General features: G+C 30.4%; 2 protein-coding genes (both running past the window's edge). Both read left to right on the top strand.

Features of this window, described 5'->3' with window-relative positions; genetic code table 11:
• Window positions 1–17,087 carry the final stretch of a non-ribosomal peptide synthase/polyketide synthase gene (locus tag ACFEL2_RS05080; protein ID WP_375331670.1) on the top strand. Its footprint begins 22,909 nt before the window's first position, so only the last 17,087 of its 39,996 coding nucleotides appear in the window; its start codon lies beyond the left edge, outside the window; it ends in the stop codon at window positions 17,085–17,087.
• Window positions 17,077–19,783, top strand: partial view of a non-ribosomal peptide synthase/polyketide synthase gene (locus ACFEL2_RS05075; protein ID WP_375331669.1) — the beginning only. Its footprint extends 19,430 nt past the window's final position; only the first 2,707 of its 22,137 coding nucleotides appear in the window; it begins with the start codon at window positions 17,077–17,079; its stop codon lies off the right edge, out of view. The genes ACFEL2_RS05080 and ACFEL2_RS05075 overlap by 11 nt, the downstream gene beginning before the upstream one ends.

The raw sequence follows: 19,783 nt of genomic DNA, 5'->3' as shown, positions 1-19,783 counted from the left end.
TCTATTTTGAGTTAGATAAAGATACCTCAAGATCTTTAAGGGAATTAGCTAAGAAATTAAAGGTAAGCTTATACAGCGTATTACTTAGTGGTTATTATTTAATGTTGAGAAGTTATAGTAATCAAGATGATATAGTGGTAGGAACTCCAATAGCTAATAGGCAATATGATCAGATAGAAAATTTAATTGGTTTCTTTGTCAATTCGTTAGCCCTGAGAATGCAAATAGATGCAAAAGTTTCAATTAAAGAATTTATTAAGCAAGTAGGAGATGAAATAGTACAAGCACAACTACATCAGGATTTACCATTTGAAAAATTAGTAGAGGAACTAAATGTACTCAAAGATACTAGTAGGCATGCAATATTCCAAGTAATGTTTGCAGTACAAAATTTTGGGAGTGAATTGTATAATCAAGTAGGGGAACAACAAGAAACTTATTTAGCTAATATATTACAAACACATACAATAGGAGCTAGTTTATATAATGTAGCTAAGTTTGATATTAGTACTGTTATAGATGATAGTGAAGTTTGTTTAAAAGGAAGTTTTAATTATGCAACAAGTTTATATAGCAAAGAAACAGTTAATGGCTTTATAAAAACATATACTGAGATATTAAAACAATTGGCGACATTGCTTAATAATAGCCAAAGACAAGAACATACTAAAATAGCTGATTTAAGCTATTTAGATCAAGAACAATACCAACAAATAATAGATATATGGAATCGAACTGATAGAGAGTATCAAGATACTAAAACAATCCATGAATTGTTTGAAGAACAAGCAAAAAAAACTCCAAATAATATAGCAGTAATAGATATAGAAAAAGAGTATAAATACAAACAATTATTACAAGAGAGTAATTTATTATCAAGATATATATTACATTTAAATAATATTAATCCTATTGTACAGCCGTATAACAAACTAATAGGGATTTTAAGCGAAAAAAGTTATAACCAAGTAGTATCAACACTGTCTATAATGGCATCTAGTCATGGTTATTTACCTCTGAATATAGACTGGCCGGTGGAAAGACTGGAAAAAGTATTAGCACATGGTAATGTATCTATATTGCTAATTTCTAGAGTACAATACAATAAAAAAGAAATTAGAGAAATTTTATCAACAAAATATCAATTATTAGTAATAGAAGATGTTTTATCAAAAATCAAGAATAATAAGAAATTAGAATTACAGCTGACTAATATTAATTTACCAATAGTAATGCTAGAAGATATAGCATATGTGATATTTACTTCTGGTTCAACAGGAGAACCTAAAGGAGTTACCATAACTCATAGAGGAGTATTAAATACAATTGCTGCAATAAATTCGAGGTTTAATATCTCTTCAAAAGACAAAGTATTATCATTATCAGAATTAAGTTTTGATTTATCTGTATATGATATATTTGGTATCTTAACTGTAGGTGGTGAGATAGTGCTTCCAAAACAAGAGAAAACACAAGATCCTAATCACTGGATGGAATTAATTAATAAATATCAAATTACAATATGGAATACAGTACCACAGTTAGCTAGCTTACTAATAGATGCAGTTGAGAATAGTTATTTATCTATTGCTTCTTTAAAATTATTTTTATTAAGTGGTGATTGGATACCTATTAGTTTACCAAACAGAATCAAAAAACATTGTAATCAATCAATTATCATGAGTTTAGGAGGGGCAACAGAAGGTAGTATTTGGTCTATATGGTATGAGATAACAGAAATTAAGCAAGAGTGGCACAGTATCCCCTATGGTACAGCTATGCCAAATCAAAAGATATATGTATTGAATTATAATTATGAGCATTGTCCAGTAGGTGTGATTGGTGAAATTCATATTGGTGGTATAGGGGTTGCATTAAATTACTGGAGAGATCCAGAAAAAACTAATGCTAGCTTTATAGAACATAGTAAGTTTGGTCGATTATATAAAACAGGAGATTTAGGGAAATGGCATCGGAATGGATATGTAGAATATATAGGACGTAATGATTTGCAGGTTAAGATCAGAGGCTACAGGATAGAACTAGAAGAGATAGAGAGTGTTTTATCAAGTTATGAAGGAATAACACAAAGTGTAGTACTAGCTAAAGAACAACAAGAAGCAGGAGAATTAGGCAGTAAATATTTAGCAGGTTATTATGTATCAGAATCTAAGTTAAATGAAGAGGCTATATTAAATTATCTACGGGCAAGATTACCGGAATATATGATACCTGCATTAGTGCATTTGGAGAGATTGCCATTAACCATTAATGGTAAGTTGGATAGAAAATCATTGCCTGATCCTGAGTTTACTAATATTGAAACATATGTAGCCCCTAGAAATGAATTGGAGAGTCAAGTTTGTAAAATTTGGGCAGAAGTGTTAGGATTACCTGAAGAAAAAGTAAGTATCCATGATGATTTTTTTAGATTGGGAGGTAATAGCATTTTAGCAATAAGGTTGGTAAGTAAATTAAGTAAAGAATTAAATAATGCAATTAGTATACCAGCTATCTTTAAGCACAATACAGTAAAAAGGTTGGTTCAATATATAGAACATAATAACGAAAATAACATAGTAATAGATAAAGCTGCCTTTACTAAAGTAGAAGAACAATCGTTATCTTTTGCCCAAGAGAGGTTATGGTTTATTGAGAAATATGAAGAAGGAACTAATGCTTATAATATACCGATGGTATTTAGTATATCTAGTAATGCTAGTATAGATATATTAGAAAGTAGTATAAAAAATATAGTAGCTAGACACGAGATACTACGGACCTTAATCAAAGAAGATAATAGAGGTAACGGTTATCAATTAATACTAGATGATAAAGAGTTTCCCTTAGAGATTATAAAGATAAACATCATTGATCAATTACAATTAGAGAAGGAACTAGAAAAGTCAGTAAATCATATTTATGATTTAGGTAATGAATATCCGATAAGAATTTGCTTGTATGAATTAATTAGTAGCAATGCAAAAGATACTCCAAAATATTACCTAAGCATAGTAATTCATCACATAGCCTTTGATGGTTGGTCTACTGATATATTTTTGAAAGAACTACAAGTATATTATAGTTACTATCTAAAACAATCACAAGGTTTAGTAAGTAAACTAAACTTACCAAAATTAACTATTCAATATAAAGATTTTGCATTATGGCAAAGAAACTATTTAAGTGGGGAAAGGTTAGATAAACAATTAAATTACTGGAAAAATAAACTAAGTGGTTATGAGACATTAAACTTAATAACCGATAAACCAAGAGCAAGTCAGATAGATTATGAAGGTAGCAATATCTATTTTGAGTTAGATAAAGATACCTCAAGATCTTTAAGGGAATTAGCTAAGAAATTAAAGGTAAGCTTATACAGCGTATTACTTAGTGGTTATTATTTAATGTTGAGAAGTTATAGTAATCAAGATGATATAGTGGTAGGAACTCCAATAGCTAATAGGCAATATGATCAGATAGAAAATTTAATTGGTTTCTTTGTCAATTCGTTAGCCCTGAGAATGCAAATAGATGCAAAAGTTTCAATTAAAGAATTTATCAAGCAAGTAGGAGATGAAATAGTACAAGCACAACTACATCAGGATTTACCATTTGAAAAATTAGTAGAGGAACTAAATGTAATCAAAGATACTAGTAGGCATGCAATATTCCAAGTAATGTTTGCAGTACAAAATTTTGGGAGTGAATTATATAATCAAGTAGGGGAACAACAAGAAACTTATTTAGCTAATATATTACAAACACATACAATAGGAGCTAGTTTATATAATGTAGCTAAGTTTGATATTAGTACTTTTATAGATGATAGTGAAGTTTGTTTAAAAGGAAGTTTTAATTATGCAACAAGTTTATATAGCGAAGAAACAATTAATGGTTTTATAAAAACATATACTGAGATATTAAAACAATTAGCGACATTGCTTAATAATAGCCAAAGACAAGCACATAGTAAAATAGCTGATTTAAACTATTTAGATCAACAACAATACCAACAAATTATTAATAACTGGAATGATACAGATAAAACTTATCCAAGCGATAAGACGATACAAGCTTTATTCGAAGAACAAGTAGCAAGAACGCCAAATAACATAGCAATAGTATATGAGGAAACTAAGCTAACATACAGGCAACTTAATGAAAGGGCGAATCAGTTAGCCAATTACTTAAGAGAGACATATCAGATTAGCCCCGATACGTTGATAGCCTTATGTTTAGACAGGAGTGAACATATGCTAATAGCGATCCTTGCTGTATTAAAAGCAGGAGGAGCATATGTACCAATCGATTCAAATTATCCTAATGAAAGAATAAGCTATATATTAGAAGATACAAATAGTAAGTTAGTACTGACTAATGAAGGACATAAACAAAGATTAGATAGTTTAGCTATTAGCACAATTAGTCAAGTAACGATCTTAGCAATTGATGATCAGCAACTACAAACTTTACTAGCATCCTACCCGACATCTAATCCTGTAACTTCTACCACCAGCAATAACCTTGCTTATGTTATATATACTTCAGGTACTACAGGTAATCCTAAGGGGGTAATAATTGAACATAAAGGAGTGGTATCTCTTGTAAAGAATGTTGATTATGTGTCTATTAATTCTAGTGATTCATTTATTCAATTTGCCGATATAACATTTGATGCTGCAACTTTTGAGATTTGGACCTCGTTGTTAAATGGAGCTAAATTATTTATTCCAGCTAATAAAATAGATTTATTAGCTGATATTAATTTACTGCAAAAGACATTAATAACAAATAAAATTTCAGTATTATGGTTAACAAGGACTTTATTTGATCAATTGTTTTTAATTGATCAAAGTATTTTTAAAAATATTAAATATTTACTTGTTGGTGGAGAAGCATTAAATCCTAAACTAATATCCAAATTAATAAACTCACATGATGCACCTCAGAATATTATTAATGGTTATGGTCCTACGGAGAATACTACATTTAGTTGTACATTAAATATTAGTAAAAATAACATAACAAGCGTAAAGACTATACCAATTGGTATAGCTTTTACAAATAGAAAGGCTTATGTACTAGATATAAACTTAACCCCGCTACCAATAGGAGCGATAGGAGAATTATATATAGGGGGAGCAGGATTAGCTAGAGGTTATTTAAATCGCCCTGACTTAACAGCAGAGAAGTTTATAGTTAATCCATTTCAAAGTATAAAGGAAAAGAAATTAGCAAAGAATGCAAGGTTATATAAGACTGGAGACTTGGTAAGATGGTTAGCAAATGGTAACTTAGAATATATAGGACGTAATGACTTTCAAGTTAAGATCAGAGGCTACAGAATAGAACTAGAAGAGATAGAGAGTGTTTTATCAAGTTATGAAGGAATAACACAAAGTGTAGTACTAGCTAAAGAACAACAAGAAGCAGGAGAATTAGGCAGTAAGTATTTAGCAGGTTATTATGTATCAGAATCTAAGTTAGATGAAGAAGGCATATTAAATTACCTACAGGCAAGATTACCGGAATATATGATACCTGCTGTGTTAATGCATTTGGAGAGTTTGCCATTAACCATTAATGGTAAGTTGGATAGAAAATCATTACCTGATCCTGAGTTTACTAATATTGAAACCTATGTCGCTCCTAGAAATGAATTGGAAAGTCAAGTTTGTAGGATTTGGGCAGAAGTGTTAGGATTGCCTGAAGATAAAGTAAGTATCCATGATGATTTCTTTAGACTAGGAGGGGATAGTATAATAAGTATCCAGTTGGTAAGTAGGTTAAGACAAAGGCTAGGGTTAAATGTTACTGTTAAGGATATCTTTGGTTATAAAACTATTGAAAGACTCTATGATAATGTTTTAAGCAAAGGACAAGGCAGTACTCAAGGAGATTTAAGAAGTGAACAAGGTATATTAAGTGGAGAAGTACCATTATTACCAGTGCAACAGTGGTTCTTTAAGCATAATTTTATAATTCCTAATCATTGGAATCAGTCATTTCTGTTAAGAACCGAGACCTTAGATATAAATAGGCTACAGCTAAGCATAACTAAATTAGTTCAACATCATGATAGTTTTAGACTAAGATACAGGAAAGCTACAGATTTGGTACAGAGTTATTGCCAATATTATAATAATGATGCCAAGGTAGAAGAATTAAAGATATTAGACATAAACAAATTGGATGTTAAAAAAGGTAGTAAAGAATTTGAGTTTAAACTACAGGAGATATTAACTAGTTGGCAGAGTAATTTTGATTTAGAGCATGGACCAACCTATAGTATTGGCTATATTTTTGGTTATGAAGATGGGAGTAGTAGGATCTATTTTGCTCTGCATCATTTAATAGTAGATGCGGTAAGTTGGAGGATAATTGCTGAAGATTTAAGAAATCTTTACCATGCTAAAGATTTAGGTAGTAAAGGAGGTAGTTACAGACAATGGGTAAATGCAGTAAGAGAATATGCAACTACTCATGAGAGTGAAAAAACTTACTGGTCAAATATCTTATCTGACTATGATAGTAATAATAATCATCTAAATAAGTTAATAGCAAGTGAAGATACTTATAGTTATGCTAGCTTACAATTAAACAAAGAACAGACTGGTAAGTTATTACAAGACAGTAATAGAGCTTATAATACGCAAGTGAATGATATCTTGCTTACTGCTCTTGGTTATAGTTTAGCTGAGATAACAGACAATAAAATTAACTATATAGTATTAGAAGGTCACGGTAGAGAGGAGATAGATAGTAATATTGATATAACAAGAACAGTTGGTTGGTTTACTACTATCTATCCAATACGATTAGAGATAAGTGAGGAGTTAGGTAATAGTCTTAAGACTGTCAAAGAGAATTTAAGACAAGTACCAAATAAAGGAATAGGTTACGGGACAGTAATAGGATATCAGAGTGATTTATCAAGAATAAGCTTTAACTATCTAGGACAGTTTGACAAGCAAGGTGCGACAACAGATAAAGATTTATGGAATATTATTAGTGAGAATAGCGGTATATCAATGCATCCCGCTAACCAAGACAACAATATAGTTAATATCAATGGTTTAGTTGTAGATGGTAAACTTAAATTTAGTATAGCAAGTAAGTTAGGTGCAAATATAACCAATAAACTAGCTGATTTATTTCAACAGAAGTTAGAAGATATAATCAGCTACACAGTCAAGCAGACTAGAAGCTACTTAACAGTGAGCGATATAGATAATGTAATAAGTCAGGAATACTTAGATAGGTTACAAGAACATCGAGAGATAGAAGGAGTATATTTAGCAAATAGCTTACAACAAGGTTTTATTTATCATACCTTAAATCAAGGTGATGTTGATGATGCGTACAGAGTACAGATTATTTGGCAATATAATAATCAGTTAGCACTTAATAAATTAAAAGAAGCTTGGGGTTATGCTCAAGCAAGATTCAGTAGCCTAAGGCTGAGGTTAAACTGGGAGGAAGAATTAATCCAAGTAATAGATAAAGAAGGTAATTTAGATTGGAGATATATTGACTTAAGTGAAGAACAAGATTTTACAATTCAAGAATTTACCATTAAACAAATTCAAGAAGAAGATCGGCTTGAAGTATATGACTTACAACAAGGTAATTTATTTAGGGTGTATTTAATTAAGCAGAGGGAAGATTTATATACATGTATTTTTAGTAATCACCATGCAATATTAGATGGTTGGAGTAATTCAATATTATTAGGATATATTCATGATACTTACTTAAAATTGCAAGATAAAGAAATAATATTGTTAGAGATAGAGCAAAGTTATCAAGAAGCACAGAAATATATACAAAAGCATCAAGAAGATAATAAGGATTACTGGAATAAATATATATCTCAAATAGAAGAGCGAAGTGACTTCAGTGGCTTGTTATTAAGTAACAATAAACAGAAACAGTTAAGAATAAGTGAACATAAACATATAACAAATCCAGCAGAACAAGTATTAACAATTACAGGCAACTTATATGACAATTTAAAAAAGTTCAGTCAAGAAGAAGGTGTAACATTAAATGCAATATTACAATATGTATGGCACAAAGTATTAAGTATTTATGGTAATAGTAATCAAACGGTAGTAGGAACTACCGTATCAGGTAGGAATCTTCCAATAGATGACATAGAGAGTTCAGTAGGGTTGTATATAAATACTTTACCATTGATAGTAGAGCATCAAAATAAAACAATAACAAGTGTAATAGAGTCAATAAAGGCTATTCAAAGTGATATTAATGAGATCAATAGTAGAAGTGATATCAGCTTAGTTAAATTACAAAAAGGAGGTGAGCGGTTATTTGATAGTTTATTTGTTTATGAGAACTATCCTAATCCAGCCAATGAAGAACAGCAAAGTAGAATTAAGATAAGGTTTACAGGATCAGTAGAGAAACTAGATTATCCATTAGCAGTAATAGCATATGAAGTAAATAATCAATTAACATTTATGATCAAATATGCTGGGGAGTTATTCAGTAATGATAGTATAGAGCAATTATTATTGATAGCTAAAAGCTTACTTGAACAAATAGTAAGCAATCCTTACCAGGAAGTACAGAATTTAAGCTATTTAGATCAAAAACAATACCAACAAATCATTAATAATTGGAATGATACAGATAAAACTTATCCAAGCGATAAGACAATACAAGCTTTATTCGAAGAACAAGCAGCAAGGACACCAAATAACATAGCAATAGTCTATGAGGAAACTAAGCTAACATACAGGCAACTTAATGAGAGAGCCAATCAGTTAGCCAATTACTTAAGAGAGACATATCAGATTAGCCCCGATACGTTGATAGCCTTATGTTTAGACAGGAGTGAACATATGCTAATAGCGATACTTGCTGTATTAAAGGCAGGAGGAGCATATGTACCAATGGATTCAAATTATCCTGATGAAAGAATAAGTTATATATTAGAAGATACAAATAGTAAGTTAGTACTGACTAATGAAGGACATAAACAAAGATTAGATAGTTTAGCTATTAGCACAATTAGTCAAGTAACGATCTTAGCAATTGATGATCAGCAACTACAAACTTTACTAGCATCCTACCCGACATCTAATCCTGCAACTTCTACTACCAGCAATAACCTTGCTTATGTTATATATACTTCAGGTACTACAGGTAATCCTAAGGGGGTAATGATTGAGCATAAAGCATATGTTTTTACTATAAACTGTATAAAGAAGCTTTATTTTAAAGATAAACTTAAGATTAATACATATAGTGCAACTAATTATGTATTCGATATCTTTGGTCTAGAGTATGGATTACCTTTACTAACTGGAGGTGTCATTACTATGGGCATTAGTGATTTTTACTCTTTAGATTGTTTATCTTATGATTTTATACAACTAACACCAAAATTGTGTGATTTAAAATTAGATTGTTTAGAAAATACCTCAAAACTTAAATTATTGATTGGTGGTGAAAGTTTAAGTTATAGTTTACTTAGTAAAATACTAGCTAAATCTATTAAGATAATAAATGTATATGGACCTACGGAAACCACTATATGGTCTAGCTCAAAATCATATAATTATCAAGAGAATGTAAATCTTTTACATGTGAGTTTAGGTAGTCCACTTGATAATGAAAAAGCTTACGTATTAGACACTAATTTAAGACCGTTACCAGTAGGAGCGATAGGAGAATTATATATAGGAGGAACAGGATTAGCTAGAGGTTATTTAAATCGCCCTGACTTAACAGCAGAGAAGTTTATAGTTAATCCATTTCAAAGTACAGCAGAAAAGAAGTTAGAGAAGAATGCAAGGTTATATAAGACTGGAGACTTGGTAAGATGGTTAGCAAATGGTAACTTAGAATATATAGGACGTAATGACTTTCAAGTTAAGATCAGAGGCTACAGAATAGAGTTAGAAGAGATAGAGAGTGTTTTATCAAGTTATGAAGGAATAACACAAAGTGTAGTACTAGCTAAAGAACAACAAGGACTAGGAGAATCAGGTAGTAAATATTTAGCAGGTTATTATGTATCAGAATGTAAGTTAGATGAAGAGGCTATATTAAATTACCTACGGGCAAGATTAGCGGAATATATGATACCTGCTATATTAGTGCATTTGGAGAGATTGCCATTAACCATTAATGGTAAGTTGGATAGAAAATCATTACCTGATCCTGAGTTTACTAATATTGAAACATATGTAGCCCCTAGGAATGAATTAGAGAGTCAAGTTTGTAAGATTTGGGCAGAAGTGTTAGGATTACCTGAAGAAAAAGTAAGTATCCATGATGATTTTTTTAGATTGGGAGGTAATAGCATTTTAGCAATAAGGTTGGTAAGTAAATTAAGTAAAGAATTAAATAATGCAATTAGTATACCAGCTATCTTTAAGCACAATACAGTAAAAAGGTTGGTTCAATATATAGAACATAATAACGAAAATAACATAGTAATAGATAAAGCTGCCTTTACTAAAGTAGAAGAACAATCGTTATCTTTTGCTCAAGAGAGGTTATGGTTTATTGAGAAATATGAAGAAGGAACTAATGCTTATAATATACCGATGGTATTTAGTATATCTAGTAATGCTAGTATAGATATATTAGAAAGTAGTATAAAAAGTATAGTAGCTAGACACGAGATACTACGGACCTTAATCAAAGAAGATAATAGAGGTAACGGTTATCAATTAATACTAGATGATAAAGAGTTTCCCTTAGAGATTATAAAGATAAACATCATTGATCAATTACAATTAGAGGAGGAACTAGAAAAGTCAGTACATCATATTTATGATTTAGGTAATGAATATCCGATAAGAGTTTGCTTGTATGAATTAATTAGTAGCAATGCAAAAGATACTCCAAAATACTACCTAAGCATAGTAATTCATCACATAGCCTTTGATGGTTGGTCTACCGATATATTTTTGAAAGAACTACAAGCATATTATAGTTATTATCTAAAACAATCACAAGGTTTAGTAAGTAAACTAAACTTACCAAAATTAACTATTCAATATAAAGATTTTGCATTATGGCAAAGAAACTATTTAAGTGGGGAAAGATTAGATAAACAATTAAATTACTGGAAGAATAAACTAAGTGGTTATGAGACATTAAACTTAATAACCGATAAACCAAGAGCAAGTCAGATAGATTATGAAGGTAGCAATATCTATTTTGAGTTAGATAAAGATACCTCAAGATCTTTAAGGGAATTAGCTAAGAAATTAAAGGTAAGCTTATACAGCGTATTACTTAGTGGTTATTATTTAATGTTGAGAAGTTATAGTAATCAAGATGATATAGTGGTAGGAACTCCAATAGCTAATAGGCAATATGATCAGATAGAAAATTTAATTGGTTTCTTTGTCAATTCGTTAGCCCTGAGAATGCAAATAGATGCAAAAGTTTCAATTAAAGAATTTATCAAGCAAGTAGGAGATGAAATAGTACAAGCACAACTACATCAGGATTTACCATTTGAAAAATTAGTAGAGGAACTAAATGTAATCAAAGATACTAGTAGGCATGCAATATTCCAAGTAATGTTTGCAGTGCAGAGTTTTGGGAATGAGCTATATAGTCAAGAGGACGAACAACAAGAAACTTATTTAGCTAATATATTACAAACACATACAACAGGAGCTAGTTTATATAATGTAGCTAAGTTTGATATTAGTACTTTTATAGATGATAGTGAAGTTTGTTTAAAAGGAAGTTTTAATTATGCAACAAGTTTATATAGCGAAGAAACAATTAATGGTTTTATAAAAACATATACTGAGATATTAAAACAATTGGCGACATTGCTTAATAATAGCCAAAAACAAGCACATAGTAAAATAGCTGATTTAAACTATTTAGATCAACAACAATACCAACAAATTATTAATAACTGGAATGATACAGATAAAACTTATCCAAGCGATAAGACAATACAAGCTTTATTCGAAGAACAAGCAGCAAGGACACCAAATAACATAGCAATAGTATATGAAGAAACTAAGCTAACATACAGGCAACTTAATGAGAGAGCCAATCAGTTAGCCAATTACTTAAGAGAGACATATCAGATTAGCCCCGATACGTTGATAGCCTTATGTTTAGACAGGAGTGAACATATGCTAATAGCGATCCTTGCTGTATTAAAGGCAGGAGGAGCATATGTACCAATCGATTCAAATTATCCTGATGAAAGAATAAGTTATATATTAGAAGATACAAATAGTAAGTTAGTACTGACTAATGAAGGACATAAACAAAGATTAGATAGCTTAGCTATTAGCATAATTAGTCAAGTAACGATCTTAGCAATTGATGATCAGCAACTACAAACTTTACTAGCATCCTACCCGACATCTAATCCTGCAACTTCTACCACCAGCAATAACCTTGCTTATGTTATATATACCTCAGGTACTACAGGTAATCCTAAGGGAATATTACAACTTCATAGTAATGTAATGAGATTATTTATAGCAACAGATTGTTGGTATAAGTTTAATAATAATGATGTTTGGACACTATTTCATTCGTATGTGTTTGATTTTAGTATATGGGAGATATGGGGAGCATTAATGTATGGTGGCAAGTTAGTAATACCATCGTATGAATACATTAGAGATTTAAATATATTTTATGAATTGTGTAAACAAGAGCAAATAACAATACTAAATCAAACCCCTAGTATTTTCTATCAGTTTACGGATATAGCTATTAATAAGGACATACAAGATAAACTAACTAATCTGAGATTAGTTATATTTGGTGGAGAAGCATTAAATTTATCTCAATTAAAACCTTGGTTTAATTATTATGGTTATAATCAACCTAAACTAATAAATATGTATGGTATTACAGAAACTACAGTACATGTTACATATAAAGCAATAACAGAAGAAGATTTAGGAGAATATATAGGTAAGGTAATAGCTGATTTAAAAGCTTATGTATTAGACACTAACTTAACTCCGTTACCAATAGGAGCGATAGGAGAATTATATATAGGGGGAGCAGGATTAGCTAGAGGTTATTTAAATCGCCCTAACTTAACAGCAGAGAAGTTTATAGTTAATCCATTTCAAAGTATAAAGGAAAAGAAATTAGCAAAGAATGCAAGGTTATATAAGACTGGAGACTTGGTAAGATGGTTAGCAAATGGTAACTTAGAATATATAGGACGTAATGATTTTCAGGTTAAGATCAGAGGCTACAGGATAGAGTTAGAAGAAATAGAGAGTGTTTTATCAAGTTATGAAGGAATAACACAGAGTGTAGTGTTAGCTAAAGAACAACAAGGACTAGGAGAATCAGGCAGTAAGTATTTAGCAGGTTATTATGTATCAGAATGTAAGTTAGATGAAGAGGCTATATTAAATTACCTACGGGCAAGATTAGCGGAATATATGATACCTGCTATATTAGTGCATTTGGAGAGATTGCCATTAACCATTAATGGTAAGTTGGATAGAAAATCATTACCTGATCCTGAGTTTACTAATATTGAAACATATGTAGCCCCTAGGAATGAATTGGAGAGTCAAGTTTGTAAGATTTGGGCAGAAGTGTTAGGATTACCTGAAGAAAAAGTAAGTATCCATGATGATTTTTTTAGATTGGGAGGTAATAGCATTTTAGCAATAAGGTTGGTAAGTAAATTAAGTAAAGAATTAAATAATGCAATTAGTATACCAGCTATCTTTAAGCACAATACAGTAAAAAGGTTGGTTCAATATATAGAACATAATAACGAAAATAACATAGTAATAGATAAAGCTGCCTTTACTAAAGTAGAAGAACAATCGTTATCTTTTGCCCAAGAGAGGTTATGGTTTATTGAGAAATATGAAGAAGGAACTAATGCTTATAATATACCGATGGTATTTAGTATATCTAGTAATGCTAGCATAGATATATTAGAAAGTAGTATAAAAAGTATAGTAGCTAGACACGAAATACTACGGACCTTAATCAAAGAAGATAATAGAGGTAACGGTTATCAATTAATACTAGATGATAAAGAGTTTCCCTTAGAGATTATAAAGATAAACATCATTGATCAATTACAATTAGAGGAGGAACTAGAAAAGTCAGTAAATCATATTTATGATTTAGGTAATGAATATCCGATAAGAGTTTGCTTGTATGAATTAATTAGTAGCAATGCAAAAGATATTCCAAAATATTACCTAAGCATAGTAATTCATCACATAGCCTTTGATGGTTGGTCTACCGATATATTTTTGAAAGAACTACAAGCATATTATAGTTACTATCTAAAACAATCACAAGGTTTAGTAAGTAAACTAAACTTACCAAAATTAACTATTCAATATAAAGATTTTGCATTATGGCAAAGAAACTATTTAAGTGGGGAAAGATTAGATAAACAATTAAATTACTGGAAGAATAAACTAAGTGGTTATGAGACATTAAACTTAATAACCGATAAACCAAGAGCAAGTCAGATAGATTATGAAGGTAGCAATATCTATTTTGAGTTAGATAAAGATACCTCAAGATCTTTAAGGGAATTAGCTAAGAAATTAAAGGTAAGCTTATACAGCGTATTACTTAGTGGTTATTATTTAATGTTGAGAAGTTATAGTAATCAAGATGATATAGTGGTAGGAACTCCAATAGCTAATAGGCAATATGATCAGATAGAAAATTTAATTGGTTTCTTTGTCAATTCGTTAGCCCTGAGAATGCAAATAGATGCAAAAGTTTCAATTAAAGAATTTATCAAGCAAGTAGGAGATGAAATAGTACAAGCACAACTACATCAGGATTTACCATTTGAAAAATTAGTAGAGGAACTAAATGTAATCAAAGATACTAGTAGGCATGCAATATTCCAAGTAATGTTTGCAGTACAAAATTTTGGGAGTGAATTATATAATCAAGTAGGGGAACAACAAGAAACTTATTTAGCTAATATATTACAAACACATACAATAGGAGCTAGTTTATATAATGTAGCTAAGTTTGATATTAGTACTTTTATAGATGATAGTGAAGTTTGTTTAAAAGGAAGTTTTAATTATGCAACAAGTTTATATAGCGAAGAAACAATTAATGGTTTTATAAAAACATATACTGAGATATTAAAACAATTAGCGACATTGCTTAATAATAGCCAAAGACAAGCACATAGTAAAATAGCTGATTTAAACTATTTAGATCAACAACAATACCAACAAATTATTAATAACTGGAATGATACAGATAAAACTTATCCAAGCGATAAGACGATACAAGCTTTATTCGAAGAACAAGTAGCAAGAACGCCAAATAACATAGCAATAGTATATGAGGAAACTAAGCTAACATACAGGCAACTTAATGAAAGGGCGAATCAGTTAGCCAATTACTTAAGAGAGACATATCAGATTAGCCCCGATACGTTGATAGCCTTATGTTTAGACAGGAGTGAACATATGCTAATAGCGATCCTTGCTGTATTAAAAGCAGGAGGAGCATATGTACCAATCGATTCAAATTATCCTGATGAAAGAATAAGTTATATATTAGAAGATACAAATAGTAAGTTAGTACTGACTAATGAAGGACATAAACAAAGATTAGATAGTTTAGCTATTAGCACAATTAGTCAAGCAACGATCTTAGTAATTGATGATCAGCAAATACAAACTTTACTAGCATCCTACCTGACATCTAATCCTACAATTTCTACCACCAGCAATAACCTTGCTTATGTTATATATACTTCAGGTACTACAGGTAATCCTAAGGGGGTAATGATTGAACATCGAGGAATTATAAATTTAGCAATAGTACAAGAAAAAGAGTTTGAATTACCTAAAGAAAAAAATATCAAAAATTGCTTATGGTATGCTAATTATGTATTTGATGCACATGTATGGGAAGCTTATACAACTATCTTAAATGGTCATACTATATATACCATAGATAATGATATAAGGCAAGATATAAGGCAACTAAGTATTTACATACAAAAAAACAATATAGATATAGCGTTACTACCACCTACATTATTAAATAATGAATATATACTTAGATTAAATATCTTAGTGCTAGGGGGGGATAAAGCTAACAAAGAAGTATTAGATTACTATCAAAATAGTAACGTAAAAGTGATAAATGCATATGGACCAAGTGAGGTGACTGTATATGCAAGCTTAAATCACTATAATAATAATGGTGCTACAAATATAGGTTCTGCAATTTCTAACGTAAGGTGTTATGTATTAGATACTAACTTAACTCCGCTACCAATAGGAGCGATAGGAGAATTATATATAGGGGGAGCAGGATTAGCTAGAGGTTATTTAAATCGCCCTGACTTAACAGCAGAGAAGTTTATAGTTAATCCATTTCAAAGTATAAAGGAAAAGAAATTAGCAAAGAATGCAAGGTTATATAAGACTGGAGACTTGGTAAGATGGTTAGCAAATGGTAACTTAGAATATATAGGACGTAATGACTTTCAAGTTAAGATCAGAGGCTACAGAATAGAGTTAGAAGAGATAGAGAGTGTTTTATCAAGTTATGAAGGAATAACACAAAGTGTAGTACTAGCTAAAGAACAACAAGAAGCAGGAGAATTAGGTAGTAAGTATTTAGCAGGTTATTATGTATCGGAATCTAAGTTAGATGAAGAAGGCATATTAAATTATCTACAGGCAAGATTACCGGAATATATGATACCTGCTGTATTAATGCATTTGGAAAGATTGCCATTAACGATTAATGGTAAGTTGGATAGAAAATCATTGCCTGATCCTGAGTTTACTAATATTGAAACATATGTAGCCCCTAGGAATGAATTGGAGAGTCAAGTTTGTAAGATTTGGGCAGAAGTGTTAGGATTACCTGAAGAAAAAGTAAGTATCCATGATGATTTTTTTAGATTAGGAGGTAATAGCATTTTAGCAATAAGGTTGGTAAGTAAATTAAGTAAAGAATTAAATAATGCAATTAGTATACCAGCTATCTTTAAACATAATAGTGTAGAGAAACTAGTTTATTATCTAGGGGATAAAGCTAAAAATAATAAGAAAGGTAAAAAGTATGAATTATGATACAATTATGTTATTTATTTATAAATTAATTAATAACGGAATAAAAATTTGGGTTCAAAATAACAAAATACAGTTATTTATTCCTGAGGGAATACTTTTTACAAATTCCCAAAAGAGTTTTATTAAGCATAATAAAGCTAAGATTCTTTATTTACTACAAAATAATCAGATTTATTCAAGTAAATATAACCTACTTATACTTAAAGATAAATTAAATAAGTCAGTATTATCTTTTGCCCAAGAGAGGTTATGGTTTATTGAGAAATATGAAGAAGGAACTAATGCTTATAATATACCGATGGTATTTAGTATATCTAGTAATGCTAGTATAGATATATTAGAAAGTAGTATAAAAAGTATAGTAGCTAGACACGAGATACTACGGACCTTAATCAAAGAAGATAATAGAGGTAACGGTTATCAATTAATACTAGATGATAAAGAGTTTCCCTTAGAGATTATAAAGATAAACATCATTGATCAATTACAATTAGAGGAGGAACTAGAAAAGTCAGTAAATCATATTTATGATTTAGGTAATGAATATCCGATAAGAGTTTGCTTGTATGAATTAATTAGTAGCAATGCAAAAGATACTCCAAAATATTACCTAAGCATAGTAATTCATCACATAGCCTTTGATGGTTGGTCTACCGATATATTTTTGAAAGAACTACAAGTATATTATAGTTACTATCTAAAACAATCACAAGGTTTAGTAAGTAAACTAAACTTACCAAAATTAACTATTCAATATAAAGATTTTGCATTATGGCAAAGAAACTATTTAAGTGGGGAAAGGTTAGATAAACAATTAAATTACTGGAAAAATAAACTAAGTGGTTATGAGACATTAAACTTAATAACCGATAAACCAAGAGCAAGTCAGATAGATTATGAAGGTAGCAATATCTATTTTGAGTTAGATAAAGATACCTCAAGATCTTTAAGGGAATTAGCTAAGAAATTAAAGGTAAGCTTATACAGCGTATTACTTAGTGGTTATTATTTAATGTTGAGAAGTTATAGTAATCAAGATGATATAGTGGTAGGAACTCCAATAGCTAATAGGCAATATGATCAGATAGAAAATTTAATTGGTTTCTTTGTCAATTCGTTAGCCCTGAGAATGCAAATAGATGCAAAAGTTTCAATTAAAGAATTTATCAAGCAAGTAGGAGATGAAATAGTACAAGCACAACTACATCAGGATTTACCATTTGAAAAATTAGTAGAGGAACTAAATGTAATCAAAGATACTAGTAGGCATGCAATATTCCAAGTAATGTTTGCAGTGCAGAGTTTTGGGAATGAGCTATATAGTCAAGAGGACGAACAACAAGAAACTTATTTAGCTAATATATTACAAACACATACAACAGGAGCTAGTTTATATAATGTAGCTAAGTTTGATATTAGTACTTTTATAGATGATAGTGAAGTTTGTTTAAAAGGAAGTTTTAATTATGCAACAAGTTTATATAGCGAAGAAACAATTAATGGTTTTATAAAAACATATACTGAGATATTAAAACAATTGGCGACATTGCTTAATAATAGCCAAAAACAAGCACATAGTAAAATAGCTGATTTAAACTATTTAGATCAACAACAATACCAACAAATTATTAATAACTGGAATGATACAGATAAAACTTATCCAAGCGATAAGACAATACAAGCTTTATTCGAAGAACAAGCAGCAAGGACACCAAATAACATAGCAATAGTATATGAAGAAACTAAGCTAACATACAGGCAACTTAATGAGAGAGCCAATCAGTTAGCCAATTACTTAAGAGAGACATATCAGATTAGCCCCGATACGTTGATAGCCTTATGTTTAGACAGGAGTGAACATATGCTAATAGCGATCCTTGCTGTATTAAAGGCAGGAGGAGCATATGTACCAATCGATTCAAATTATCCTGATGAAAGAATAAGTTATATATTAGAAGATACAAATAGTAAGTTAGTACTGACTAATGAAGGACATAAACAAAGATTAGATAGCTTAGCTATTAGCATAATTAGTCAAGTAACGATCTTAGCAATTGATGATCAGCAACTACAAACTTTACTAGCATCCTACCCGACATCTAATCCTGCAACTTCTACCACCAGCAATAACCTTGCTTATGTTATATATACCTCAGGTACTACAGGTAATCCTAAGGGGGTAATGATTGAACATCGAGGAATTATAAATTTAGCAATAGTACAAGAAAAAGAGTTTGAATTACCTAAAGAAAAAAATATCAAAAATTGCTTATGGTATGCTAATTATGTATTTGATGCACATGTATGGGAAGCTTATACAACTATCTTAAATGGTCATACTATATATATCATAGATAATGATATAAGGCAAGATATAAGGCAACTAAGTATTTACATACAAAAAAACAATATAGATATAGCTGCAATACCTCCAACATTATTAAATAATGAATATATACTGAAATTAAATATCTTAGTGGTAGGAGGAGATAAAGCAAATAAAGAAGTACTAAATTACTATCAGAATAGTAACGTAAAAGTAATAAATTCATATGGACCAAGTGAGGTAACAGTATGTGCAAGCTTAAATCACTATAATAATAATGGTGCTACAAATATAGGATCTGCAATTTCTAATGCAAGGTGTTATGTATTAGACACTAACTTAACTCCGCTACCAATAAGAGCGATAGGAG

Origin of the sequence: Candidatus Tisiphia endosymbiont of Temnostethus pusillus (assembly GCF_964264675.1) — a bacterium.
Lineage (GTDB): Bacteria > Pseudomonadota > Alphaproteobacteria > Rickettsiales > Rickettsiaceae > Tisiphia.
This window is presented reverse-complemented; position numbering and strand designations above follow the sequence as displayed.